This is a genomic window from bacterium (genome assembly GCA_040755755.1).
In the GTDB taxonomy this organism is placed as follows: domain Bacteria; phylum SZUA-182; class SZUA-182; order DTGQ01; family DTGQ01; genus DTGQ01.
In genome coordinates, this window is record JBFLZW010000061.1 from 119,027 (window position 1) to 145,245 (window position 26,219).

At 51.4% G+C, this 26,219-nt stretch carries 20 protein-coding genes; 13 read left to right on the forward strand and 7 right to left on the reverse strand.

Going from position 1 to position 26,219, the window contains the following annotated elements; all coding sequences use genetic code 11:
- The first annotated feature begins 116 nt into the window (after positions 1–116).
- Both AB1611_18290 and AB1611_18295 read left to right on the forward strand, forming a co-directional pair.
- Positions 117–326 carry a type II toxin-antitoxin system VapB family antitoxin gene (locus AB1611_18290; GenBank protein ID MEW6381533.1) on the forward strand — a complete coding sequence of 70 codons (210 nt, stop codon included), beginning with the start codon at positions 117–119 and terminating at the stop codon, positions 324–326.
- On the forward strand, positions 323–718 hold the full coding sequence (locus tag AB1611_18295; protein ID MEW6381534.1) for a PIN domain nuclease: 396 nt from the start codon (positions 323–325) through the stop codon (positions 716–718). The genes AB1611_18290 and AB1611_18295 overlap by 4 nt, the downstream gene beginning before the upstream one ends.
- 48 nt (positions 719–766) lie before the next feature.
- Here the strand turns inward: AB1611_18295 and AB1611_18300 are convergent, their stop codons facing one another.
- Positions 767–1,285 carry a hypothetical protein gene (locus AB1611_18300; protein MEW6381535.1) on the reverse strand — a complete coding sequence of 173 codons (519 nt, stop codon included), beginning with the start codon at positions 1,283–1,285 and terminating at the stop codon, positions 767–769.
- Between the two features lie 239 nt (positions 1,286–1,524).
- Between AB1611_18300 and AB1611_18305 the strand changes: the two genes are divergently transcribed.
- The gene (locus AB1611_18305; GenBank protein MEW6381536.1) at positions 1,525–2,256 is read left to right on the forward strand and encodes a HEAT repeat domain-containing protein; all 732 of its coding nucleotides are present in this window, start codon (positions 1,525–1,527) and stop codon (positions 2,254–2,256) included.
- Positions 2,257–2,418: 162 nt separating this feature from the next.
- On the opposite strand, the gene AB1611_18310 is transcribed toward AB1611_18305, so the two are convergent.
- On the reverse strand, positions 2,419–3,288 hold the full coding sequence (locus tag AB1611_18310) for a hypothetical protein (GenBank protein ID MEW6381537.1): 870 nt from the start codon (positions 3,286–3,288) through the stop codon (positions 2,419–2,421).
- 22 nt (positions 3,289–3,310) lie between these two features.
- Here AB1611_18310 and AB1611_18315 point away from each other — a divergent pair, with 22 nt between their 5' ends.
- Positions 3,311–3,487, forward strand: coding sequence for a hypothetical protein (locus tag AB1611_18315; GenBank protein MEW6381538.1), 177 nt, complete (start codon positions 3,311–3,313; stop codon positions 3,485–3,487).
- Here AB1611_18315 and AB1611_18320 read toward each other — a convergent pair.
- The 4 genes from AB1611_18320 to glgP all read right to left on the reverse strand — a co-directional run bounded on the left by AB1611_18320 (position 3,456) and on the right by glgP (position 7,205).
- The gene (locus tag AB1611_18320; protein ID MEW6381539.1) at positions 3,456–4,190 is read right to left on the reverse strand and encodes a hypothetical protein; all 735 of its coding nucleotides are present in this window, start codon (positions 4,188–4,190) and stop codon (positions 3,456–3,458) included. The two genes, AB1611_18315 and AB1611_18320, sit on opposite strands and share 32 nt — an antisense overlap.
- 207 nt (positions 4,191–4,397) lie before the next feature.
- A complete protein-coding gene (locus tag AB1611_18325; GenBank protein MEW6381540.1) occupies positions 4,398–4,550 on the reverse strand; it encodes a hypothetical protein in 153 nt (50 codons plus the stop codon).
- Positions 4,551–4,858: 308 nt separating this feature from the next.
- Positions 4,859–5,275, reverse strand: a complete 417-nt coding sequence (locus AB1611_18330; protein ID MEW6381541.1) for a four-helix bundle copper-binding protein — start codon at positions 5,273–5,275, stop codon at positions 4,859–4,861.
- 181 nt (positions 5,276–5,456) lie between these two features.
- Positions 5,457–7,205, reverse strand: coding sequence for an alpha-glucan family phosphorylase (gene glgP, locus AB1611_18335; protein ID MEW6381542.1), 1,749 nt, complete (start codon positions 7,203–7,205; stop codon positions 5,457–5,459).
- Positions 7,206–7,661: 456 nt separating this feature from the next.
- Here glgP and AB1611_18340 point away from each other — a divergent pair, with 456 nt between their 5' ends.
- Entirely contained in the window at positions 7,662–9,071 is a 1,410-nt protein-coding gene (locus AB1611_18340) for a sigma-54 dependent transcriptional regulator (protein MEW6381543.1), read from the forward strand.
- A gap of 364 nt (positions 9,072–9,435) precedes the next feature.
- Here AB1611_18340 and AB1611_18345 read toward each other — a convergent pair whose 3' ends face one another.
- Positions 9,436–10,209, reverse strand: coding sequence for a hypothetical protein (locus AB1611_18345; protein ID MEW6381544.1), 774 nt, complete (start codon positions 10,207–10,209; stop codon positions 9,436–9,438).
- Here AB1611_18345 and AB1611_18350 point away from each other — a divergent pair.
- The 8 genes from AB1611_18350 to AB1611_18385 all read left to right on the forward strand — a co-directional run bounded on the left by AB1611_18350 (position 10,178) and on the right by AB1611_18385 (position 26,038).
- Positions 10,178–10,429 carry a hypothetical protein gene (locus AB1611_18350; GenBank protein MEW6381545.1) on the forward strand — a complete coding sequence of 84 codons (252 nt, stop codon included), beginning with the start codon at positions 10,178–10,180 and terminating at the stop codon, positions 10,427–10,429. The two genes, AB1611_18345 and AB1611_18350, sit on opposite strands and share 32 nt — an antisense overlap.
- A 139-nt stretch (positions 10,430–10,568) precedes the next feature.
- On the forward strand, positions 10,569–11,048 hold the full coding sequence (locus tag AB1611_18355; GenBank protein ID MEW6381546.1) for a Mut7-C RNAse domain-containing protein: 480 nt from the start codon (positions 10,569–10,571) through the stop codon (positions 11,046–11,048).
- Positions 11,045–12,595, forward strand: a complete 1,551-nt coding sequence (locus AB1611_18360; protein MEW6381547.1) for an NAD(P)H-hydrate dehydratase — start codon at positions 11,045–11,047, stop codon at positions 12,593–12,595. The genes AB1611_18355 and AB1611_18360 overlap by 4 nt, the downstream gene beginning before the upstream one ends.
- A gap of 71 nt (positions 12,596–12,666) precedes the next feature.
- Complete coding sequence (gene hflK, locus AB1611_18365; GenBank protein MEW6381548.1) at positions 12,667–13,773, forward strand: FtsH protease activity modulator HflK; 1,107 nt, start codon at positions 12,667–12,669, stop codon at positions 13,771–13,773.
- A gap of 15 nt (positions 13,774–13,788) precedes the next feature.
- On the forward strand, positions 13,789–14,685 hold the full coding sequence (locus AB1611_18370; GenBank protein MEW6381549.1) for a protease modulator HflC: 897 nt from the start codon (positions 13,789–13,791) through the stop codon (positions 14,683–14,685).
- Positions 14,651–15,796 carry a phosphoribosylformylglycinamidine cyclo-ligase gene (purM, locus tag AB1611_18375; GenBank protein ID MEW6381550.1) on the forward strand — a complete coding sequence of 382 codons (1,146 nt, stop codon included), beginning with the start codon at positions 14,651–14,653 and terminating at the stop codon, positions 15,794–15,796. The genes AB1611_18370 and purM overlap by 35 nt, the downstream gene beginning before the upstream one ends.
- 428 nt (positions 15,797–16,224) lie before the next feature.
- Positions 16,225–16,944 carry a hypothetical protein gene (locus tag AB1611_18380; GenBank protein ID MEW6381551.1) on the forward strand — a complete coding sequence of 240 codons (720 nt, stop codon included), beginning with the start codon at positions 16,225–16,227 and terminating at the stop codon, positions 16,942–16,944.
- A gap of 562 nt (positions 16,945–17,506) precedes the next feature.
- Positions 17,507–26,038, forward strand: coding sequence for a MopE-related protein (locus AB1611_18385; GenBank protein ID MEW6381552.1), 8,532 nt, complete (start codon positions 17,507–17,509; stop codon positions 26,036–26,038).
- The last annotated feature ends 181 nt before the right edge of the window (positions 26,039–26,219 follow it).

The following is a 26,219-nucleotide window of genomic DNA, read 5'->3' on the forward strand; positions in this document are numbered from 1 at the left end:
ACCGCAATAAGCTATCGTGTGTCATTGACAAATACACCTTGATGGGATAATTTAGGTGTATGATGTATTGGTGTATTAAATGATATGAACGTCGGTAATACTGAGAGGCTTATAAAATGAAACGAACGAATGTAAATTTAGATGAAGAGCTTGTTAAAGAAGGATTGGAGCTGACTCATTTTAAGACTATAAAAGAACTGGTTAATCATGCTCTTAAGGAATTTATCGCCTGGAAGAAGAGAAGCCTGCTGTTAGAATGGGAGGGAAAAGTAGAATTTTTTGAGGATTATGACTATAAAGATCTTCGCCAAAGGCACTCTTCATGATTTTGATTGATACCAGTATCTGGATCAGCTATTTCAGCAAGGAACCTGATAAGCATAAAGATGCGGTCAGGTCTTTGATCACTGATAATCGACCGATTGTATTGACTGGGGTCATAGTTACAGAAATTCTTCAGGGAATCAGGGAGGAATCTGTTCTGGCTAAAATTAAAGAAATTCTCCTCTCATTTCCTCTCTTGAACTTCGAAATGGAGGATTACCTTCTGGCAGCCGATATCTACCGTCAGGGGAGAAGGAGAGGAATTACTATTCGCAGCACTATTGATTGCCTTATTGCTGCTATCTCAATAAATAAAAAATTGGTTTTGTACCATAATGATAAAGACTACCAACAAATTCATACGTTCACTCCTCTTATATTTTTCGACGGCTGACCTCCTCTCAGATGTTCCTCATCTTGTAGAGAAGCATCCGCTCTTAATTCATTTCTGTTCCTTGCGGCTTCGTTCGGCCTCCAAAATCTTCCGCCGAAGGTTACTGATAGGCTCATTTAATCCAATTGACACACCCATAGCCTGTATCTTTTGGGAGAAAGCCTGCTCACATTCCAACTTGCATTTCTTCTTATACTCGTTCATCAAATTATTGACCACCTCATGGAGTGTAAGGGCTACGGCCTTGAGATTCCTGCCGCCGCTCTCCCCAAGAGCAGCCTCCCAGTGATCATGGAAATATGCAACGCTCAAGCGGCCGCTGTATTCTTCCTGCGCAATGCCTTCCAGTTTTTCCAGATAAAAACCTATCTCCTGGTGCGCTCCTTTGGCCTTTTTCAGGAGCTCCTGAGCCCGTGGATAATCGCCACAAGCCCCTGGCTGCCCGCCGTTGCATGTGACGCAGGAAAAATCTTCAGACTCGCCCGTTTCCGGATCGGTTTGCCGACACCCGCCGGGAATAACCTCTCTGGTATAATTTTCAAAAGGATACTGATCGTTTGATAGCAAGATTCTTTCACTCCTGTTGCTGGTGAATAATACTATCACACTTTAGCCTCAAGAGCATAAAAAAATGTAGCTACTCAGGCACAAAGCCTTGCCCCTCTGAACCTGATGAAATGTTACCATTTTTCTCTCCTTTCTTCCGAAGAAAAGATAGTAACTCATAACCTGTACGGTAAACGGCCTGCACAGGTATGCGGATGCTTTTGGGCATTCGAGCGCAGAGAGAGTTAAGGAGAGGAATTATGAAAAGGTTAATAACAGTTCTTACTTCGTTGGTTGTGATGATCATTATAACGAGCATACCAGGTTCTGTCGCCAAGGTGACCGAGGGGGCAAAGCTGGAAACAGGTATATTGCACACCATTCCCTGTCTGAGGGAAAAGTCCCTGCCAGCCAGGGAAATCGTACCGGCTTCGGAAAAGATAATCAGCCACCCTGTTAATGCTGTAGAGCCCCTCATTGCTGATCTTAAGGATCAGGATCCGCAGGTACGGGAAGATGCTGCCGAGGCATTGGGAAAGATCAAAAATGTCCGGGCAGTGGAGCCTTTGATTGCAGCCCTGAAGGATGAAAGTCCGAAAGTGCGGGAAAATGCTGCCGAAGCACTGGGGAGAATCAGGGATGCCGGTGCAGTGAATTCTCTGATCGTTGCCCTTCAGGATGAGGATCGTAATGTGCGGGAGGAGGCGGCCGAGGCACTGGGAAGGATAGGCAAGGCCGGTGCTGCGGTGGAGCCCTTGATTGCCGCCCTGAGGGATGAAGACCAGGAAGTACGGGAGGAGGCAGCCGAGGCACTGGGGAAGATCAAGGACTTGCGGGCTGTAGAACCGCTGATCGCTGCCCTGAAGGATGAGGAACCGGAGGTGAAGGAGAATGCTGCCAGGGCGCTTCGGAAAATAACCGGAGAAGATTTTGGCCAGGACCCTGCGAATTGGGAGAAATGGCTGGAGCAGGAGAAGAAATCTCCTTTGTAACTCAGGTTGTTGAGGCTGTTCCCTGAGAAGTCAGGAGCCAGAAGTCAGGAGCCAGAAGAAAAGCGTTTCTCCTGACTTCTGACTCCTGTTTTTTCCATCTGTTCATTCCCCTCATACTGGAGAGGTATGAGGGGAATGAACGAGTTAAAGAGAGAGATTAAATTAAATAACCGCCGGCGTCAATGCCGCCGTGAAAGAGCCATTTGAAGCAACGGACGAGCCTTGGGTCATGGTAAAGGTACCGAACATCGCGGTGGACGAAGTCAGCGTACAGGCTACATCGAGCCGGATAGTCTGACCGGCAGCGTTAAGACCGGTTCCGGAAAGGATTACCTGATTGTTGAGCACCGTTCCGGTCACATCGATCGCTGATCCGAGAATCGGATGGTTGACGAGCTGAACAAACCCGGTCACGTTGCTCACGAGTACCGGATCCTGAACGATATTGATGGTTATGGGTCCATTGGCTACAACCACCGCCCCTTTGGTGAAGATATTGGACCATGTGCCATCCCACGTTCCAAACTGTTCGGCCAGACCGTATCGTAAACCGCCCAGGCCGCCATAGAGTCCCAGGCCGCCATACAGACCGCTCAGTCCATAGAGCCCGCCAAGACCGCCATACAGACCGAAACCATAGAGGCCGCCGCCATAGAGCCCGCCAAGACCGCCATACAGACCATACAGCCCGCCGCCATAGAGGCTTCCGTAGAGCCCTCCGCCGTAGATACTGCCAAGACCGCCATACAGCCCGCCAAGCCCGTAGAAGCTTCCGCCATAGAGCCCGCCGCCGTAAAGGCCGCCATAAGCACCACCATATAACCCAATACCACCATATAAACCGCTTAAACCGCCATAATAGACGCTGCCCAAAGAGGTTCCGCTGCCCGCGTAGCTGCCGATGCCATAGAGACCACCATAATAAGCTTGAGCAGTTTTCTGAGGAAGAATCAGAGCCAACCCGACCAGGAACGAGGAAACAACCATCAAGAGCCGAGAATGAGAAGGAGAACCTGAAATCCGCATATTCATCACCGTACCAATCTGAACCTTTATGGAAAAAGCTGTTTTTACCTATTGCCAGGAGAGCGATATCTCATCCTGCCTGTTTAAATTCCAGAACTCATCGTCTTACCAGAACGCATACCGGTTTCCCCGGAACTGCACGCTCGACGGCCAGATCCATAGGGAATTATCCGCTAAATTACCGGTGTTGTCAGGCTGGCGGTAAAAGACCCTGTTTCAAGTACAAGTGTCCCGCTCTTGCCCAGGGTGTAATTGCCCTGCATCTCGGTGGAAGAAACCAGGTTTGCGACAATATCAAGGATGACCGCGCCGCCAGTCCCGGCATAGGAACCGTTCAGGTATACCTGGTTGTTCAGTACCGTGCCGGTGACTTCCACCAGCGCAGGCAGGACAGCATTGCCAAGCAACTGGACATATCCGTACACGTTACTCGTCAATACCGGATCCAGGATAATGTTTATGGTGATGGGACCACTGGCGATGGAAGAATACCAGAGACCTTCCCAGGTTCCGGCTTGTTCAGCCAGGCCATACCGTAAGCCACCGAGTCCGGACAGGCCGTAGAGCCCGCCAAGACCGCCATACAGGCCGCCGAGGCCATAGAGGCCATAAAGGCCATAAAGGCTGCTGCCATAAAGCCCACCATAGAGCCCGCCATATAAGCCATACAGGCCGCCGCCATAGAGGCTGCCGTAGAGTCCTCCGCCGTAGATACTGCCAAGACCATAGAGGCCCCCATAGAGCCCACCATATAAACCGCCCAAACCGCCATAATAGACGCTGCCAAGGGTACTTCCGCTGCCCGTGAAGCTGCCGATGCCATACAGGCCGCCGCCGTAGAGCCCGCCATACAGTCCACCGTAGCCGTAGCCATAGTAAGCCCAGGCATTCCCCTGAAGTGAAATCATACTCAAAGTAAATAAAAATACGAAAGAAATAACCAAAAGTTGAAATCTGGAAGGGAAATTCATAATCCTCTTTTCCATTGCACTCCTAGCCTCTTTATGTAATTCTCGCCACATCCGCTGGTTGTTAACCGAAAACCCGTTCTGCATTCTGAAGTCCTGCCACTAACCACCTCTCTTCTGAAATCCGGCTGTATGCACCTCCCTTCATTACACCAATGAGGCAATCTTTTTTGGCTTCAATATCCATCGAGAAAGTCCTGGAGCGGCAATACCGGATTCTGCCACCGGCAGCCCTCCTTCCAGATAGACTTCGGGCACCTTCAGCATGAGCCGAATCTGCCTGCCTTTTAAGATCAGCAATATTGATACCAGGTCATATAAGGACAGTGTCATTACTGAGGACAGCGCCTTTCCCCTCGCCACCTTGGGGTGGGATGGCTGGCATGGAGCCCCTGGGGCAAGTGAGGGGCGTTTGTGGTGGATAGTCCTTAACTTAATGGCATTGAACCACAAAATGAAGGATGCCAGGTTAGCTGGCCTTGAAAAGGATACTTTTTGTCATAAAAAGTATAAACAATCTGTATATAATCTATTCCGAGGTCAAATGGAGGCCACACGAGAAGCGTGGAGGCGAGACATTCCATGTTCGCCTCCACGGCACTGTATCCTTAGAGTTGCAGTGACGACAGCAGCCTGTTGCAGGCATCTTCGCACTGTCGGCAATAGTCAGCGCACATTCGACAGTGATCGTATTTACTGGCGTGTTCCTGACACTCCTGCCTGCATCCCTGACAGGCCATCGCACATGCCTGAAGCTGGCTGCGGAGCAGGCTCATGGGCGGTTCCGTCTGACGGCAAAGCAAGGTGCCGGTCAGATTACAGACATCGGCACAGTCCAGATTTATCCGGATGCAGCGGATCAGCGATTGGATGTCCTTTTCGCCGATGCAGGCATCGGCGCAACTGCTGCATGCCTGGGCCGCATTGCTGGTAGCCTGGATGCATGAAATCAGCGCATCCCTGTCCATCTTCATCTGTGACATGCGGGGGTGCACCTTGAGCATATCTTGCATATGATGGCTCATTGTTTATCTCCTTCCACGTTATGGAAACTCGACTCCTTCCATATAATTCCTGTTTCCGATCACCTCATGATCCGTTCCATTATTCTTACAGGATCAATCTTACTGTCTCAAAATTACCTTCCAACCTACTATTTCGGCTTCCAGGAATTCTCCTCCCTACCACGTCATGCTGAATTGATGGTCATCGAGAGGCTTGGTTATTGTGGTTATGATCGGCGCTGATGAGATAAGCGTTTTCCAGGTACTGGAGCACCATGCGCTGAGCATTGAAAAACGATGCATTCAGGGCAATAGCCGAGCGCATGACCCCGGCAAAGGCATTCTGCCGTCCATAGAACATGGGAATGATAATATGTTCCAGCTTATTGTAGAGAAATACATAATCCTTGGAAGGATTGCTTTCAAGATCCCAATCATCTCCGATGGACCATCCGGTGACTCCCTCCACATGTCCCTCGATCCACCAGCCATCCAGAATACTCAAGCTGGGAACACCATTCAGCGCGGCTTTCATACCGCTTGTACCGGAAGCCTCCTGTGGCTTCTTGGGGGTATTTACCCATAAGTCCACCCCGGCACACATCAGCCTCGCCAGCGCCATATCATATTCCTCAAGGTACACCACCGGCACAATTCCTTTCAGCGCATTGGCAGCCTCGAAGATGCGCCTGATCAGTGCCTTGCCGCTCTCATCGCGCGGATGCGCCTTGCCTCCATAAATTATCTGCAGAGGGCCAATTTGCTGAGCTATCATTTTCAGCCGGTCCATATTGGAAAACAACAGGTCCGAACGTTTGTATGCCGTGGCCCTGCGGGCAAAGCCGAGGGTCATGACCGAGGGATTCAAACGTACGCCGCTGCGGCGATCCACCTCAGCCAGAAGCTCCCGCTTGGCCTCGATATGGGCTTCCCTGATCTTTTCAAGGGGGATGCTGATGGCATAGCGCAGATAGAGATTATCATGACGCCATTCGGTGATATAATGGTCATACAGATTGCAGAAAGGCATCGATGTCCAGGTGCCGGCATGAACCCCGTTGGTGATGGAGTTAATGGGGTAGTTGGGGAACATGCTCCGGGAGATTTCCTCATGGCGCATGGAGACTCCATTGATATAGCGTGAAAAAAAGAGAGCCAGATATGACATGTTCAGGGTGTCGTTTGTACAGCAGCGGGTATTCTGCAGGAAAGAGGCCGCTTCCTCTCCCAATACCCGGCGGGCCATTTCCATGGGAAAGATATCATGCCCGGCTGGTACCGGTGTGTGAGTCGTGAACACACATCTATGCCGGATCGCTTCGATGTCGGCAGCGGCAATAGTATGGAGGCCGTTCCCTTTATGGCGTTCCTCCAGGAGGGCCAGGGTAAGGAGAGCCGAGTGACCCTCGTTCATATGGTAAGCCTGCACTCTCCGGTGCCCCAGGGCACGGAGCATGGCTACACCACCCAGCCCCAGCACCGCCTCCTGACACAGGCGATAAAAGTCGTCACCGCCATACAGGGAGTCGGTAAGGGTTCTATCCCATTCACTGTTTTCATCCAGTAACGTATCCAGAAAGTAGACAGGCACAATATGGCCTGACAGCCCATGCAGGGTATAGCGCCAGGCGCGGATATTCACCGTTCGGCCCTCGATATTGATCGATACCCGGGCTGAGAGAGGTTCCAGGAATTCCTCCGGTGACCAGACAGCAGGGCTCTCGGTCTGGTTCCCCCGATCGTCGAGATGCTGCCTGAAGTATCCCTTGCGGTGCAGAAGGGTCACTCCGACCATCGGTATGCTTAAATCAGCGGCAGCACGCAAGGTGTCCCCCGCCAGCACTCCCAGGCCGCCGCTATAGGTAGGCATGGCCGGATCAAGGCCGACCTCCATGGAAAAATAGGCAACCAGAGAAGTAAATAAATATATCTGTGACATAGGACTAATCATAATCAAGAGTTCCTCCTGAGAGCAACCTGTTCATTCGGAAAATCCTGCCAAGCAGGAAGTCTCAATCAGTAATTCTTTAGAGTGATCGTCAGTTTTACCCATAATCAGGTACAGAGACATTTTTGGGGGTGCATGGTCTTGGGGAAGGGGGCAAGCGGCATCCTCCTTCCATGTCCCTGTGTCACTGTCTTTTGCCGGACCTCACTTTTTCATTGACAGAGCGGCGTTGAGGTCATATGATTAGGCTGTATCTTAAGGAGTTATCCCCTGAAGCTCACTTCACCCAAGGATGTACGACTCAGAGCGAAAAGCAGGTTTTTCAGCAAATATCGTCAAGGCCAACTTTTCCTCCCCGGTGCATTTCACTGTTTCCCGGTTTCAGGGAAGAATCTAATGAGGATAGAAGCCCGGCGGGCTTATCATTTTGCCCGCTCAACCGCAAGCGCGGGGTCTTGAATGAAGTATATCCTTGTCGTTCTCAATAATCAGGAAGCCTGTAAAGCAATTCATGACTGTCTCGGTCAGGAGTACAAAGTTGATGTCATCTGCGACCCGGAATCCTGTCTTGAGGCATGCCGGAAGAGGCGGTATGAGTTTATCTTTATCGATATTATCCTGCTGCGCGGATTAACGGCCGAAAACGGCTATAATGACTACCGGAAAAAACTCCAGCCGCTCTGGCAGATCTACCCGGCCATGGAAATCATTGTCCTGTCACCCCAGGAAATGATCAGGGACGCTGTCAATGCCGTAAAAGCGGGGGCCAGCAATTATCTTACCTATCCCTTGAATCCGGACGAAGTGAGATATGTGACCGAAAGCATCTGCGAATCGATCAAGATGCAGTCGGAACTTGACTATCTCCGTGACCGGTTCTTCTGGCAGAGTGATTCGCTCGAAGTAATCCGGACCAACAGCCCGGTAATGAAAACTGTTTTCGATAAGGTCAAATTGGTTGCCCCAACCAGAACAACGGTCCTGCTCACCGGAGAGACAGGAACGGGGAAGGGGATCATAGCCAAACTGATTCACCGGCACAGTAACCGATGCGATGATCAATTCATCAGCGTCCACTGTGGAGCGATTCCCGACACCCTGGTGGAAAGCGAGCTGTTCGGGCATGAAAAAGGGGCCTTTACCGGAGCGGTTCAGAGAAAGCTCGGCAAGTTCGAAATTGCCCAGGGAGGGACGATTTTTCTGGACGAGATCGGCACTGTCACTGCCTCAGCCCAGATCAAGCTGCTGCAGGTGCTGCAAGACCGCAGCTTTAACCGGCTCGGAGGAGAAGAAAGCCTGGTGGCTGATGTGAGGGTTATCGCCGCTTCAAACATCGATCTGAAGAAACTGCGGGATGAAGGTGCTTTCAGGAGCGATCTGTATTACCGGCTGAATGTGTTTCCCATCGAGCTTCCTCCGCTGAGAGATCGTATCGAGGATATTCCCCTGCTGGTCGAGGTCTTTTTGAAAAGGCTGAACAAACTCAACCAGAAAAAAATCCATGACCTGCATCCCAGAGTCATGAAAGCCTTCGAGGAATATCCCTGGCCGGGCAATATCCGCGAGCTTGAAAACCTCATCGAACGTGCCTATATCCTGGAAACCTCCGCTATTCTTACCCCGGAGAGCTTTCCCAGTGAGCTGTTCACCTCCGATACCCCCGGTCCACGGATATCCCTGGATACCTCGCTTACCCTGGCCGAAGTGAGAGGAAGATGCATCGATGATATCGAACGTCACTACCTGAAACAGCTCCTGGCCCTGCACAAAGGCAGAATCAGCAGCACTGCTCAGGCTGCGGGAATCAGCACCCGTCAGCTCCATAAGCTGTTGAGCAGGTACGGCATCCGGAAGGAAGAGTTCAAGTAGTATTCTTCAGCGCAACCTATTGCATTAATCAGGTCCTGGTGGGTAAATTTTATACAAGGTGCATAAAATATACTATAAACCTATAAACGGCTTAGAACTGAACTTTTCCAGAGGAGCCAGAAGTCAGGAGTCAGAATTCAGAATTCAGAAGAAGGTATGGACCATCTTAAATAAGGAGTTCTTTTACCTTCTTCTGGCTCCTGGCTCCTGACTTCTGACTCCTGAGCAAAAAGTTCAATATTCACCCGTTCGCAGTATAAATCAGGGGCTTTCAGGATGGCTGGAGATATTGAAGAATAGTCCATTCCCCTCACCCGTGAGGTGAGGGGAATGGATAAAGATACATGCCCAAGGGGCGTTAATATCAGATAACCGGAGTGGTCAATGCCAATTGGAATGATCCGGTTTCCCTTATACTGGAGGCCTGGGTCAGGGTATAATTACCCGTCATGCTCGTTGTAGAGGTAAGAGTCCCAACGATGTCAAGAGTATAGGTTGTAGTGCCAAGACCAATCCCTTTACCGGAAATAATAATCTGGTTGTTGAGTATGGTACCGGTTACATCAACCAGAGCTGACAGATAGGTATTCCCCAGCAGTTGAGCATAACCATATATGACGGTGGTAAGTACCGGATCCTGGCCAATATTTAAGGTCATGGGTCCGCTCGTAAGGCCGGAAGACCATGTTCCCGTCCAGGTTCCGAACTGCTCAGCCAGGCCGTATCTCAGTCCGCCGAGGCCGTACAGGCCGCCATAGAGGCTGCTGCCATAGAGCCCGCCATACAGGCCGCCGTAGCCATAGAGCCCACCATACAGACCACCGTACAGGCCACCGTACAGGCCGCCATACAGGCTGCTGCCATAGAGCCCGCCATACAGGCCGCCGTAGCCATAGAGCCCACCGTACAGACCGCCATACAGACCGCCATACAGACCACCATACAGGCCGCCGTACAGGCCGCCATACAGACCGCCATACAGGCTGCTGCCATAGAGCCCGCCATACAGGCCGCTGCCATACAGGCCGCCGTAGCCATAGCCATAATATGCCTGAGCAATTCCTGCGGGCATTACGGTAAAGAAAAACAAAAGAACAGAAGACAGAATGAAAGATTTAGATTTGCTGATGTGCGACATACCGATACTCCTCCTCAACCGCTTTTCCAATTCCCACACTAACAGTCTTAAAAAACCAAACGATCATAAAAACCACACTTCTCAAGAGAATCCCGAATTAACCTCAAAAAGAAATTTCAGCTATTTCCGCTATCTTTCCCGTGCACCTCCTTCTCGTATTCTCGATAAAGTTTTAACAAACCGTAGAGCAGCAGCCGGGGATAAAACCAAGCAATATTGATACCAGGAACCTGCCTCACGAAATAATCGACTTGCGAAAAATTAAAGTTGCCTGAGAAAGAGCACTATGCTAAGGTATAAGTTATCTGTTCGCCGATGGCTTATTGCTATGGATAATACTAAGGGTGCTTCCGGAGACTATGGCCTCAGAGATAAGATTCATAGCGGACTGTATGCTGGGAAAACTCAGCCGGTGGCTGAGGATATGCGGTTTTGATACCCTCTATTACCGGCAGATTGACGATTCCGACCTCATAGGGCGGGCTGAAAGGGAAAACCGGGTACTTTTGACCCGCGATCATGCTTTGCTGAAGCTCAGCCGGAAGAGGAATCTGAGAGTCATTCTGGTTACCCATGACTTTTTCGAGGAGCAGTTGAAACAGGTTGTCCAGGAGTTGAATATCACGGCATCTCCTCAGATGCTGGGGCGGTGCCTGAATTGTAACGAGCCCCTGCAAAAGGCAGACAGGTCGGAGGTCGAAAGCATGGTTCCCGCTTATATTCTGGATACGGAGCAGGAATTTTCCATCTGTCCCCGCTGCCGCAAGGTCTACTGGCCGGGGACCCACTGGGCAGAGATGAACAGGAGTTTGAAAAAGCTCTTCGGAGAAGAAAAATGAAAGTGGTTACCGCGCAGCAGATGCAGGCTCTGGACAGATATACGATCGAGGAAATTGGCATACCCGGGGCCGTGCTGATGGAAAATGCAGGCCGACAGGCAGTGGCCAAAATGGAAGAGTGCTTTCCGGGTCTGCACCAGCTCAGGGTCAATGTTGTTTGCGGCAAAGGGAACAATGGAGGCGACGGGCTGGTCATTGGAAGGTGCCTTTCGGCCCTGGGTGTCAGAGTGCATATCTTCCTGCTGGCCAGGGTGGAGTCTCTTTCGGGTGATGCCGGCACCAATGCCCGGATCGCCCGCAATCTTGACCTTCCGCTCACCGAGATACTCTCGGCGGAGGATTTTGCCAATCAGCGCGGGGCCATGACCAGGGCGGATATCCTGGTGGATGCCATTTTCGGCACCGGCCTGACCCCGCCGGTCAGGGGCCTGGCCGCTGAGGTGATCAAGGCTCTCAATACCTCGGGAAAACCGATTGTCTGTGTCGATCTTCCTTCCGGGTTAAGTGCAGACGCAAGCCTGCCCCAGGGACCGCACATAAGCGGCACTCTGACGGTTACTTTCGCTCTTCCCAAGCTGGCCCACCTGCTTCCTCCGGCCTGTCAGTCAGTGGGGCAGTTGGAAATTGTCGATATCGGCATCCCGGAAAAAGCCATTGTGCGGGAGAATATCCAGGTCGAGCTGATCGAGCCGGGATACGTCCGGCAATGCTGGCCACACCGGCTCCCCGATTCCCACAAGGGGACCTATGGCCACCTTCTGGTTCTGGCCGGATCGAGCGGCAAAACCGGGGCCGCTTACCTGACCAGTCAGGCCGCTGCCAGGACCGGCGCGGGTCTTGTCACCCTGGGCATTCCGGAAAGCCTGAATCCGATCATGGAGGTGAAACTTACCGAGGTTATGACCCTGCCCCTGCCGGAAACCGAAGCTAAGACCTTTTCAGCCAGGGCCATATCCACCCTTGAAGAGATGCTGCCCCGCATGAGCGCCCTGGCCATTGGTCCCGGGATCGGTGTGCATCCGGAAGCCCTGGAGCTTATTTCCTGGATTATCCGCACCGCCCAGATTCCCCTGGTTTTGGATGCCGATGGAATCAATGTCCTGGCCGGACAGGCTCACCTTCTGAAAGAGGCCAGGCAGCCGGTAATTTTGACCCCTCATCCGAAAGAGCTGTCGAGGCTGCTGAGTATCGAGCTGTCACAGGTCCTTGCGGACCGGCTCACAGCCGTCCGCCGGGCTGCCGCCGAGTTCAATTCCTATTGTGCTCTGAAAGGATTTCGCACCCTGATCGCTGACCCTGAAGGGAATGTGTTGATCAATCCGACCGGAAATCCCGGTATGGCCACCGGAGGGACAGGAGATGTTCTCACCGGAATAATCGGGGGGCTCCTGGCCCAAAAGTTACCTGAAATTCAAGCCTTGGCGGCAGGTGTCTATCTGCATGGTTTTGCCGGTGATCTGGTCCGGGAACAGAAGGGAGAATGCGGACTTCTGGCCCAGGACCTGATCGATTGCCTGCCTGTGGCTATCGAGCGGCTGCGGAAATAAAAAAAACAAAAGACACCACAGAGACACAGAGGCACAGAGAAAGGCATAGAGAGAAATAAGGGTACCACGATATGGAATGGCGAGATTTAAGCTCGAAGAGGAGCAAAGAAAAGCGCGTCAGCCAAAAGGCAGACCAAGCGGGAGGGCGACTGCCGTTCCCGGACAGTCTTACCTGGCATGCTGCTCTCTGGGCCGCAGCCGGAATCCTGCTTGTCTGGCTGGCGAGCGGCCTTTACATCATCAGGCCGGGCGAGGTGGGAATTATCCGGCGATTCGGCAGGATAACTGAAGTCAAAGAGCAGGGAGGGCACTATCATCTGCCTGCACCGATCGAGAAGCTCGATCGCCTTCAGGTCAAGGAAATTAAAAGCCTTGAGATCGGCTTTCGGACGGTTGATCCGGGGCCTCCGGCCCGGTACCGGGAAAACCTCGCAGAGGCCAGGATGCTGGTCAGGGACGAAAATATCATGGTTGTCAAAGCGGCCGTGAAATATCAGATTACCGACCCCCGGAGCTATCTGTTCAATATCCAGGACCAGGAGAAAACAATCCGGGATGCGGCTGAATCCGCTCTCCGTCAGGTCATCGGCCAAAATACCCTCGATAGCGTTCTGACAGGTGGAAAACACCAGATTCAACAGGAGACAGTCGGCATTTTACAGGGCATTCTGGATCTTTATCAGACTGGAGTAAAGATTATATCTATAGAGCTTCAGGACGTTCACCCTCCGATGGAGCTGGCAGATGCCTTTAAAAATGCCGCCACAGCCAGGGATGAGCGGGACAAGCTGGTCAATGAGGCTCAAGGCCAGGCAAATGAGGAATTGGCAAAAGCCCGTGCTGAAGCAGCCAGGATGACAATTGAAGCTGAAAGTTACCGGGATGAAATCATCCGGCATGCCGAGGGCGATTCAGCCCGCTTTTTAAAGAACTATGCAGAATACCGGGGCGCTGAAGAGGTTATCCGCAGGAAGCTGTACCTCGAAACCCTGGAGCAGATCCTGCCGGAAGCTCACACGTATGTTCTCCTGGAGTCCGGTCAGAGATTCATCGGGGTCCTCCCGTTCGGGAAGGAATTCTTCGAGGGCTTGGAACCAAAGGCCGGAGCAGGACCCGCCGGGGCCCCGAACATCGCTCCAAAGCCCCCTGGCAAGACAGATAAGCAATCCAATGACTGAGGAATATTTATGCCAATGGATAAAAAGCACAAGCTTCTGATTGCTGCCCTCATCAGCCTGATTGTCGTCGTGGTGAGTCTGGCTCAATCCCTCTTCGTGGTCGATCAAACCGAGCAGGCCATCGTGATGCATATGGGAAAGCCGGTCATGGTAATCACCGGTCCCGGCCTTTATGTCAAGAAACCTTTCCTTCAGCAGGCAGTGAAATTCGATAACCGGCTGTTAACCTCTGCTCTTTCGCCGACCGAAGTTTCCACCAGGGATCACAAGGGGCTTGTGATCGACTGCTATTGCCAGTGGAAGATTACCGACCCCCTGAAGTTTCTGGAATCCACCGGCACGCAAATCAGGGCTCAAAGCCGGCTGGACGATGTTATCCGGGCTGAACTGCGGGCTCAGGGGGGATTGAACAATCTGGCTGACCTGGTTTCAGTTGACCGGGAAACCATCTTCAAAAAAGTGACTGAGGCCGCGAGGGAAAAATCGTCCGGCATGGGAATCACCATCCTGGATGTTCGCCTGAAAAGGGCCAGCCTCCCGGCTGAAGACGAAAAGCTCGCTTTTGAGAGGATGAAAGCCGAAAGAGAGCGGGAAGCCCGGAAATACCGCGCGGAAGGGGAAGAGGAAGCCCTGCGGATCAAGGCGCAGGCAGAAAAGGGGAAAAAAGCGATTCTGGCTGAGGCCTATAAAAAGGCGCAGGAAATCAAAGGAGAAGGAGAAGCCGGGGCCATGAGGATCTCGGCAGATGCCTATGCTCAGGATCCGGACTTTTACGCCTTTTTCAGAACGCTCGAAGCCTACCGGAAAACTCTGAAAGCAAACACTACCTTTCTTTTTTCAGAAGATAACGAATTCTTTACTTACTTGAAGGGAAGCCATGGACAACAAAAACCAGCCCGAAAGGGAAAATAGTCAGCATACTGCCCAGCCCCGCTCTCCAGGACTGTCTTACCGGGAAGCGGGTGTTGATATCTCCAGGGAAGAAAAATCACTGGAAAAATTCATCACCTCCATGAGCAGGACTTTCCAATTTATACCACACGGTCCTGGTGAGGTGCTCAGCTCCATCGGATATTTCGCCAATATTATCAGGATTACCGACAGCCTGGGGCTGGCGGTCTCAGCGGACGGCGTAGGGACCAAGGTCCTCATTGCCCAGATGATGCATAAGTACGATACCGTGGGCATCGACTGCGTGGCCATGAATGTCAATGACCTGATCTGTGTGGGAGCAAAGCCGATCTCCTTTCTCGACTATATCGCCCTCCAGGATCCGGCGGACGACCTGCTCGACCAGCTTGGACAGGGCCTGCTGGAAGGTGCCCGGCAGGCTGGAGTCACCATTCCGGGAGGGGAAACCGCTCAGGTCCGGGACCTGATCCAGGGGGTCAGGCCCGGCTATGGATTCGATATTGCCGGTATGGGCATCGGCATTATCGATCCCGGACGGGTAATCGAGGGACAGGACCTAGGCGGCGGAGACATTATTATCGGTCTTTCCAGCAGCGGCCTTCACAGTAACGGCTACTCGCTGGCCAGAAAGATTTTTTTCAGCCAGGGGTCCTTCACCGTGGACAGCTACATTCCGGAGCTGGGCAAAACCCTGGGTGAGGAGCTTTTGACACCAACGATTATTTATGTGCCGCTCGTCAATGAGCTTCTGTCCCGGAGCCTGCGGATCAAAGCCCTGATCAATATCACCGGCGACGGATTACTCAACATTCTGCGGGTCAAGGCGCAGGTCAAGTTTACGGTTACCTCCCTGCCCGATCCTCCTCCCGTGTTCCCCCTGATGCAGCAGCTTGGCAGGATCAGCGATGATGAAATGTTTCGGGTCTTCAATATGGGCATCGGTTTTTGCATCCTTGCTCATCCCGATGACTTCGATGCCATAAAGACCGTCTGCCAGCAGTTCGGCATTGCCTGTTCCCGGATCGGTCATGTTGAAGAGGCTTCGGAAAAGGTGATCGATGTGGTTCCAAGGAAATTGCGGGGAATCAGCAGGTCTTTTTATAAGTTATAAAATACCGGAGAGGATAGATAATACCTAAAGGGGTAGGCAGGTCAAATGAATTGACCTGCCTACAAAAGAAGAAGAGGATTACACTTAAAAATTAGTATCACAAAAATATAAAATAGTCAAGACTATTTTTCAAATGTGATTCCATCGCTCTGCTGAAGGATGGAAATCCCGCCTAACCCTCCCCTGCTGCTCTTTACCTGGCAGCGCCTGTCCTGGGCTTTGCCCGGCCTGTCTTCAGCGGGTACAACAACGCCCGCTTGAGCTCCCTTGGGCTAAAAACCCGATAGAAAGATGATAGTAGAGATTTGCGGAATTATAGAATTCTGCTGACAATATTTTATTGCATAAGATAATACTATGCCCGCTTTCAATCCAATGGCGGGGCATAAATTTAATACAAGCGAAATTGAAGAATAAGGAGTAGAGGAATGAGATCGCGAGCTTGCCGGTGGATGGGAGTTGTATCCCCGTTGGTTTTTTGTCTGATATTGAGCCTGCTTGTCCCTTGGACCTGCCAGGCCGCAGAGAAGTATGACCTGATTGCTTTAATGAATGAATGCCAGAAAATGTCCAGTGATCCCGGAGTGATTGCCATCATCCAGTGGATACCCAAAGAGTGGTGGCAATCAACCCTGAGGCGGGCTGACGTTCCGGAATCGCGAATCAGGGAAGTGCTGAAGCTCTTTGACCCGTATATGACTTTTATCATCGTTCACGGCCGGATTTCCTCATCCGGATTTCCGGTCTTTACCGCAAAATCGGTCCTGCAGCATCACATTTTTCTTGAGGATAAAGCAGGCCGGCTCTCGAAACCCATCGACGAAGAACAGGTCGATGCCGGTGTCCGGAACGCGGTTATCATGATTAAACCGCTCTTTTCGAATATGCTGGGGCAGATGGGGGACAACATGAATTTTTTCCTTTTTCCCGCTCAGACCAAAGGTAAGGAGAAACCGTATGAAGCAAGGGGGGAGGGACAATTTTCCATCCGACTCAAGGGTGTTCCCAATATCGGGGATCAAACTTTCCAATGGCAGCTGCCCTTGAGCTCGCTCGTTCCAGCCAGGTTTTGTCCAAAATGCAGGAAGGAAGAAAATGGCTCATGGAAGTATTGCCCCTGGTGTGGCTCGATTCTTGCAATTCAATAATAATACTATACTATAAACGGCTGAGAACTGAACTTTTCCAGAGGAGTCAGGAGTCAGAATTCAGAATTCAGAATAAGCAATCATCTTCTCCTGACTCCTGGCTCCTGAATTCTGACTCCTGAATATAGTAATGTCTGCCGGGGAGGGAGCGTTCCGGCAGTGAGATGTCACCGGCAATGAGAGAGGAATAATGCAAAAGAGAATATAAATATTTACAAAATGTGCTTGATCGTGTTACCATTTTAGTAAATAGTGACTTTAAAGCTGGAAATGAAGTAAAGCCTGTATTACTATGTTTTCAGGACACCTTGCCAAACAGCAGGTTTATACTTACCACTTTATTCACATACAAATTATAATTTCAATAGGTTAGGTGATGGCCTAAAAATTAAGGAGTTACTCAGAGTAAGACCTGGCAAGTATATCCGCCTTGAATTTATATCCGCTTTTCGGATAAGCTATAAATAACTATACCCTAGATCAATAACCTGAAACAACGAGCAAAATACTACGGGGTTGCTTCTACGACTTTGTATCTTTACAATTGGGAGGTTAGAGTGTCATGAAAAGAAGGAGATTTCCAACCTACTGGCTGCTGCTGTCATTCCTGATTCTTTGGAACGGTACGTTAGCCTATTCCGCCTCGGTAACCTTTACGAATGAACAGAAAGTCAGCACCGGTGAGGCGATCCAGGTTCAACCCAGGATAATCTGTAACCAACAGGGTAACATTTATCTGGCCTGGCTTGAAAATACGGGCAGCAGGGATCGTATTGTGGTGAATAGTTCGAGCGATCGCAGCATAAACTGGTGGCCTGCCGCAGTAACCATACACAGCCAGGGGGCAAAGGTATCTCCAACTGCGAATTTCCAGATCTGTGCCGATAATGCCGGTCATCTCTATGGGGTCTGGGTAGACCTTCGGCATGGGTCACGGGGGGAAATTTACCTGAACTATTCCGAAGATCATGGGAAGACCTGGCAGAGCGATGATATCAAGATCAGTACCGGCCTGCCGGGAGTTTCAAATCCCCAGATTGCCTGCACCCCGAACGGGGAAGTCTATGTGGTATGGATTGATTCACGCAGTGGTGCCCAGGGGGAGGTTTATTTCAACCGCTCGGTGAATTTTGGCAAAACCTGGATGGCGGAAGACCGCCGTCTCGACTCTGCACTGAACCAGACAGCGAACTGCGCATCAGTCCGGATATTCTGCTCCGATAACCTTGTTTATGTGGCCTGGATCGAGCAGGGGACGGATAACCCCGGCATATATTACAATTATTCCACCAATAAGGGACAAACCTTCCAGCCCCAGAACATTCAACTGGTTCCCGGCGGATCCATCTCCGAACTGGAGGGAATATGGGGAGTCACCGGCAATAAGCCATCTCTGGTCTGGATTCAGGATGGGAATAAGGTGTATTTCAAGAACATGGCCAATACTTCCTCATCCCCGGTTCAACTCAACGGAAACTCTTCGGCCCCGGTCCGGGATGTTCGCCTTGCCGGCGATTCGGATGGGGATGTATATGCAATCTGGCTTGATAAACGTACCAGCTCGGTAGATCACGTTTATGGCAACTATTTCCGGAACGGCGGATCGAGCTGGGGCTCGTCATCGGGGGCGAGAATAGATACCTCGTACAGCAGCAGTGCCTGTTATCAGCCGAGTATCAGTTGCAGCAATCAGAACAATCAGAAGCTGGTAGCGGTAAGCTGGAGCCAGTTACGATCAAGCAGCCAGGGGCTGAATACGTATGTGGCTTACTCGCAGAGCTGGCCGCCAACCGGAGCCATCAACCTGAGAAATAATGGCACCAGTGCCTCTTCCCTGTATTCAAGCCTCTGCTGCAATAATGACAAAGGAGATATTTACGCCATCTGGCTGGAGACTGTTGAGAGAAGCGCGTATATCAATTCTTTCATCAATACCGATGCGAAGCTGGAGTGGACAGGAGAGACAAATTATTCTGATGATGGAGTGGAACCTAATTCTGCAGCAGGAGGGAGCGATTTCTCTTTTCGGGTGAAGTACAAGAACAGCCTGGATATGGCACCCTCCATCCGCCAGGTCTGGGTGGATGAAGATGATAACGGTACCTACGAAAGCAATGAAAAATACGACATGACTGCCTTGAGTCAGAATTATGACCGGGGGTGTACCTATGTCATGCAGATGCCTCTGAGATACAGCCCGGGATCGAGCGATCATGCCCACCGGTATCGATTCTACTTTACGGCTGGCGGTAACATAGCCACGGGAAAGCCGGCTATTGATCACTCCCTGACCATCAGTAATCCTGGATCCATCCCGCAGTTAAGCTGGGTGGGAACTCCAGGATATACCACTGACGGCGTGGAACCGAATGAGGACACTCCGGGCACGGAGCGAGTCTTTCAGGTAAAATTAACTTCCCAGTATGCTTCTCAGGATGTCCAGGTTCAGGTATGGATCGATGCCGATGATAACGGCGTTTACGAGAATCTGGAGAAATACCCCATGAACCTGATGGAGGATAGCAATCAGGTTTACGAATTTTCAATGCCATTGGAATACGCAGGCGACGGGAGACTCTTATACCGCTTTTTCGCCTGCGATCTCATCAGTTATGCCTCCGGAGCCCCTGCAACGAATCAAACTCTCAAGGTAAACAGAGCTCCGGTTCTCTGCTGGGCGGATGAAGATGGGTATGAGCACCAGACGGGAGAGAATGTCTTTACCTTCAAGGTGGTCTACAGTGATCAGGACGATGATCCACCATCTGTTCATCAGATCTGGGTGGACCTCAATAAGGATGGAGACGCACAGGAGGAGGAAAAATATCCCCTGGACCCCAATGACACTTCAACCGATTATTCTGCCGGACGCCTTTATATCGCCAGAAATGTATACCTGCTGTATGGCGGGCATGCGACCGTTCCGATCAGGTTTGATTTCCAGGACGGTTCCGCCGAAGCCGAGTCCGGTTCCTGCCCATCGGGCCTCTCCCCCCTTGGCCAGTCAATACCTCTTCAGCAGTATGGGCACCCGCCCGTACTGAGCTGGACCGGGGATGATGAGGAGTACCAGGATGACGGGGTGAAATTTGACACCAGTCCTGACGGCGAAGGGTATACTCTGAGCTTTAGGATCAAATATACTGACTTTGATGGTGACCGGCCAGGAGATCGTGGTGTTTGGAATGATCCTGGATATGAGGTTTGGATCGATCTCAATGACAACGGTATTTATGATACGAGTGAACGCTTCCTCATGGATGAGGAGGAATCACATCAGAGCGGTTCGACCTACACCGCTCTCTACAGTCGGTCCATATACCATGTTCTTCCGCCCCAGGATAGAAAGTTAAGTTACCGGTTCTATTTCCATGACGGGAAGAATTTGGCTGCCGGTGAGGGATCCGGAGTGCAGAATTATGTTAACTTCAACCAGGCCACCCTCCAGTGGATGACAAATCCTGCCACCGCGACCCTGAATCAGCCTGTTACCTTCCGGGTAAGATATGTCAGCCTGGATAACGAGATGCCAACTCAACAAAAGGTATGGCTCGATATCAATGACAACCGGCTCATGGAGGAGAATGAGAAACTGTCTATGGATGAGGTGGATTACGGTGACATGAACTGCACCAATGGAAAAGAGTACAAGCGGGATTACCGATTTACCTTTGCCGGAGACGGAGAACTGCAATATCGATTCCTCTTCAGTAATTCTCAGGGCAAAGTCCTGGGTACGCCTGAGCAGATCCACACCATAGCCATAGAGACATCCCTCCTTGCGCCCACCCTGTCTTGGACGCCAGGTTATACCAAAGGAGTGAAGCCGAACCAGGGATACAGCGGAGAGAGCTTCACCTTTCAGGTGAAATACGATGATCCTGATCCATCACTGTATTGCCCCAGCAAGAGGCAGTATCAGCTCTGGATCGATATGAACAATAATGGCGAATACGAGGCAACCGAAAGACTGGATCCAAATAACCCCGACTCCGGGTCAGGGATCTATACCTATTATACGGTGCTGAACTCGGAGGAAGGCGGGGCATTATCCTACCGTTTCGTCTTTAATAACTGCTATAGTACAGCCATAGGAGAACCTGCTGAAGACAGGACTCTCACCCTCTGGCCAAAACCCGAACTGTCGTGGCTGGGAAGCGAAGGATACCATGAGGATGGAGTAGATCCTAATACCGGTTCCACCAAGGCCCAGTTTACCTTTAAGGTGAAATACAAGGATTCAAGAAACGTTGCGCCCACCCTGGCCCAGCTGTGGATCGACCTTGACCAGAATAATTACATCGCAGATGAAGAAAAATATTCACTGCAGGAGGTGGCAGGCGGCAGTTATGCTGACGGCAAGGTGTACCAGGGGGCAGTCACTTTCTCGTCAAAGACTGACGGGTCATTCACTGACTGTTACCACTATCGCTTTGTTTTCCAGAACGGCAAAACCGAGGCCATAGGCGATCCCGCCGGAGATAATTGCCTGCGCATCACCCCCGACCAGCTCCCCCGGCTGGTAGCCGGGTCGGTGACTCCCAATCCCGGCAATGGCGGAAGCTCGTTCCAGTTCCAGATTACCTATAAAGACGCGGATAACGAGGCTCCTTCCACGGGAGGAACCCTCTGGCTCGATCTCAACCGCGACAATCTGCGGCAGGAAAGTGAAAAGTGGCCTCTGCAGGAGAAGGATCCTAATCAGAAAGACTACGAAGAGGGTAAGGACTACCAGGCATCCCGGCAGGTCTTCTTTGATCCGAATCTCAGCAGCGGCACAACCAATGAGATTGCTTATCAGTTTTACTTCAGCGACGCAAACACTTCTTCAGCACATGTCAGGGTAACCAGGGTCGGCAATGTTCCGGAACTGACCTATGGCATCATCCCTGAGACAGGCACTGCCGATAGCTACTTTACCTTTCAGGTGATTTACTCCGATCAGGACGGGGATATGCCGCTTGCGTATCAGATATGGGTGGATCTGAACGGCGACGGCGATTACGATGATCTCAACGAGCGCAACTCCATGTCTCAGGAAAGCTCGACGGATACGAATTGCAAGGATGGCAAAACGTATACCCGGACCCTGTACCTTGCAAATGTGGAAGAGAGCGTAATCTGCTATCGTTTTTATTTCCATGACGGTAAAAACCTGGCCAAGGGCGCTCCTGCTCATGACCGTATCTTGTCCGTGAACCATGAGCCTTTCCTGACATCTCCAGAAGTCAGTCCGGCCAGGGGAGCGGGGGGAACTGAGTTTACCTTCCGGGTGATCTACCATGACGGAGATAATAATCCTCCGCTCAGTTATGATGTCCTGATCGACGAAAACGGCAATGGAACGTATGAGCTGAACGAGCATCATGCTTTGTATCAAAAGGACTTGCAGAAAGAGTTCAAGGATGGCGTTACCTATGAATTGGTACTGCCAATCCTCTATGCAGGAGATGCTCCGGTAAAATACCAGTTCTCCTTCTCCGATGGGCATAGTACGGTTAAGTCTCCAGAGGCGCTTCTCTGGGTAACTCGTGTAGGCACCTTGCCAATCCTGCAATGGGTGAATGCAGACGGCTATCGCCAGGATGGAGTTGATCCGAATTCCAGCCTGTCAGACGCCAATTTCAGCTTCAAGGTATGGTATCAGGATGCGGATTATCAGACAGGAGACCCCCTCCCGAAGGTAGAGCTGATAATCGAACGCAATACCGACCGGATAAATACGGTCATGGAAAGATACTCTCTCTCCACTACCTCCACGAGCACCAGCTCTATCATCTCGGGCCGGATATATTCATCGACTCAGCGTTTTTCCCGCGCCGGCGGAGACGGAGTTTTTACCTACCGCTTCTTTGCTACGGACGGAAAAAATCTGGCCACCGGAACACCGACAGCAGGAGGAAAGTTCTACATCGACCGGGCTCCTGTCTTGAGCCCCCCGGACACCGGTGACCTCATCACCCTCATCGATGTAGACAAGTGGCTCTATAGGTTTGAGGTGAAATACTCCGATGCGGACGCAGATCCGCCGGTAGAAAATGTCTGCTGGATCGATGTCAATGGTGATGGACAGTATGGCAGCACTGAGGCTTTCCTGATGAGCCCGAAAGAGGAAAATCCTGACTACTCAAATCCCGATGGAGTGACCTTTACCCTTGAAAAATCCCTGTCCTGTCAGGGAAGCGGAACCTTGAAATACAAAATGGCCTTCAAGGACAAGGGAGCAGCGGCAACCGGAAATCCGACCGAGGATCATACGGTCAAAGTCGTCAACCGGTATTACCGGGATAATGACGGCGATGGCTACGGCAATCCGACGATTATCAAAGAGCAGTGCAGCAAACCGGCTGGTTATGTCGCTTATGCGACTAAAGAAGCCTTCGATACGGATGATAACGACCGCTATACCTATCCGGAAGCACCCGAGATCTGTGATGGCAAGGACAATGACGGCAATGGCCTGATCGACGATAACCCCCCGGACGGAAAGACGTATTATGAAGACGCCGACGGGGATAGATATGGAAACCGCTACAGTTCCCGGAAATTCTGCCAGGGCGAAAATCCCGCCAACTACGTTATCAGCTCGACTGACTGCGACGATAATAATCCGCTGATTTATCCGGGGGCAACAGAATCCTGTGATAATGTGGACAATAACTGTGATGGTGTCGTGGACAACAGCACTACCAAAAAGTACTATCATGACAAGGATAACGATGGCTACGGCGATCCGAGCGATTATTCCTGGAAGAATCTGTGCGATGATCGTCCGAACTACGTGGAGAATTCCCAGGATTGTAATGACAACGATTCCGGCATTCATCCGAATGTCCCGGAAATACACTGCAATGGCGTAGACGACGACTGCGATCCGAACACCCCGGATAATAATTCGCCCCAGATTGCGTATATCCCTTCGCAGGTGGTCCGGGTCGGTCAGACCCTTACTCTGCATCCACAGGCGAGTGACCAGGATAATGACAGCGTAACTTACCGGTATACCGGCTGGATGAGCAGCAGTTCCATTACTCCTGACCCGAATGATATCGGCACCCATTGGGTGACAGTTACCGCTCAGGATAGCTGCTCGAACACATCCCTCGATGACAACCGGTCCAGCCAGAAGGTTCTGGTTACGGTGGTCGGCAGCGGGACCATTCAGGGGAAAATTACCAGCACAGAGGATGGAAATCCTGCGATAGATACAGCTCTGGTTCAGGTCCAGGGCATGCCGGATTCATCCGATACCTCGGATACCCAGGGGGATTATTCCATTTCAGATCTTTCTCCCGGCCAATACCGGCTGGTGGTGACAGCTTCGGGATATCAGCAGAAACTTTCCGAGAAGATTACCCTCTCATCCGGCCAGATGGTAACGTACAACATCCAGTTGTCTCCCGGAATAGGGACCGTGACCGGAAAGGTAGTTGAAATTCAGGGGAATACGGAAAATCCCCTCCCCAAGAGCAGGAGGCTCACCGTTGTGGCAACTTCGATAACCGAAGGACTTTCTCCCATCGCAGTCCAGACCGATCCGAATGGCAAATATGTACTGGACCTTCCGAAAGGCACGTTCAAACTGGCCGCCTTTGATCCCAACAGTCAGTTCCTGCCTGTTGTCGAAACTAACAGCGGGAAGGGGTTTACGGTTGATCCTAATCATTCGCCAGACCTCAAGTCTCATGCACAGCTCAAGCTCAAGGTAACCGCCAATCCAGACTGGCCTGATCTGCCGCCTGCCCTGAAAATCACCTCGGTGGAGAAATGGGACCGCACCGATCCTGACCATCCTGAGCTGGTGACCATTCTTTTCTTCTATCCGCAGGACAGCTTCTTCCATCCGGGAGAATCCGTGCCACAGATCGAGCTGCATATCAATGTCGATGATACTGATCCTGATATGATTGGCAGCGGGGTCGTGGACGATCAGGCACTCTGGGTGGATGATCAGGTCCAATACCATATCCCCGGACATTATGAAGCCAGGTTTGACCAGTATTATGGGCAGGCAGATCCTGCCGTTGGCCGGGTAGCCATTCGCTGTACGGTGCTCTATGCGTTCAGCAGGAGCCAGGAATTTCACTACAGCTTCATTGTTCATCCCTGGGAGGACAGGGACACGACCGCGCAATTCCTGACCAGCCGGATCGAAACCAAAACGACCATGGTTGAAGGTGGCACTCTCGGACCATTGGGCTTCATCGAAACAGCAGACTCATCAAACCGTATATTCGATTGTTCCAGGGTCAATATTCCTTCCTACGGCCTGTATCCGGTTGAAGCTGATGCAAACAGGGAGATCCGCACCTTGCGGGTCTGCCTGGACCGAATGCCGCCCCGTTCAGCCGCAGACCGGATCGTAAGCTATATTTATGATCTGCGAATGCTGGAGCCACTTACAACCGTGGGTTCTCAAGATACAGCAGCTTCCTGGGCCCAGGTAAATCCGGATAATCCCCTTACTGTATCTATCCAGCTCGATATGGATCGGTTATTAAGCTACTATGACCCGAACAAGAACCCGCTCGCCTTTGACCCGAACAATGGATCACCCTCCCTGGATGATCTCGAGGTGCGATACCAGGATGCAAATACCCTGGAATGGAAAGTAGATGGCATTGATAATCTGCGGATGGAAGGAGATATGAACCATATGCTCGCGGTGGCTTTCTCGCTTGTGCACAACAGCCGTATGGCTGTATTCCATATCTCGCCGAGCAGCCTTCTGGCCGTGCCTTTGTCCGGCGAAATGATCCAATTATACTGGAGGGATAACGCTCTTTCGGAAGCAGGGTTTGAGGTTCAACGAAGGAATAAGGGCAGCAGGGACTTTATCCCGTTAATACGACTGGAGCCCAATACCACCTCGTACATTGATTCTACCGGACTCATGCCGAAATCGACCTATGAATACCGGGTCTGTGCGGTGAGCGTCAGAGATGGACGCAGCTCATTCTCGAAGCCTGTGGAGGTGACAACCTTAAATCCATCAAAGCCCACCCCCGGTGATTCTTCAGGCGCAGGGACCTGCTTCCTTTCCGCCATCAAACGGTTCCTCTTCGGTGATCAGGGGAAATGGTGGATGTGGTAATCTGATATGTCTCAAGGGGCCGATTCTCTTGTGACGGCCCCCATGCTCATGAAGAATCGAGTAGGGAGGTTCCTCACGGTTCCTCCCTCTCACACCACCGGGCATACCTGCTCGGTACCACGGCGGTTTCCTTTGGTTTGTAACGATAAGTACCTGTCTATGAGACTGACGAGTTTATGCT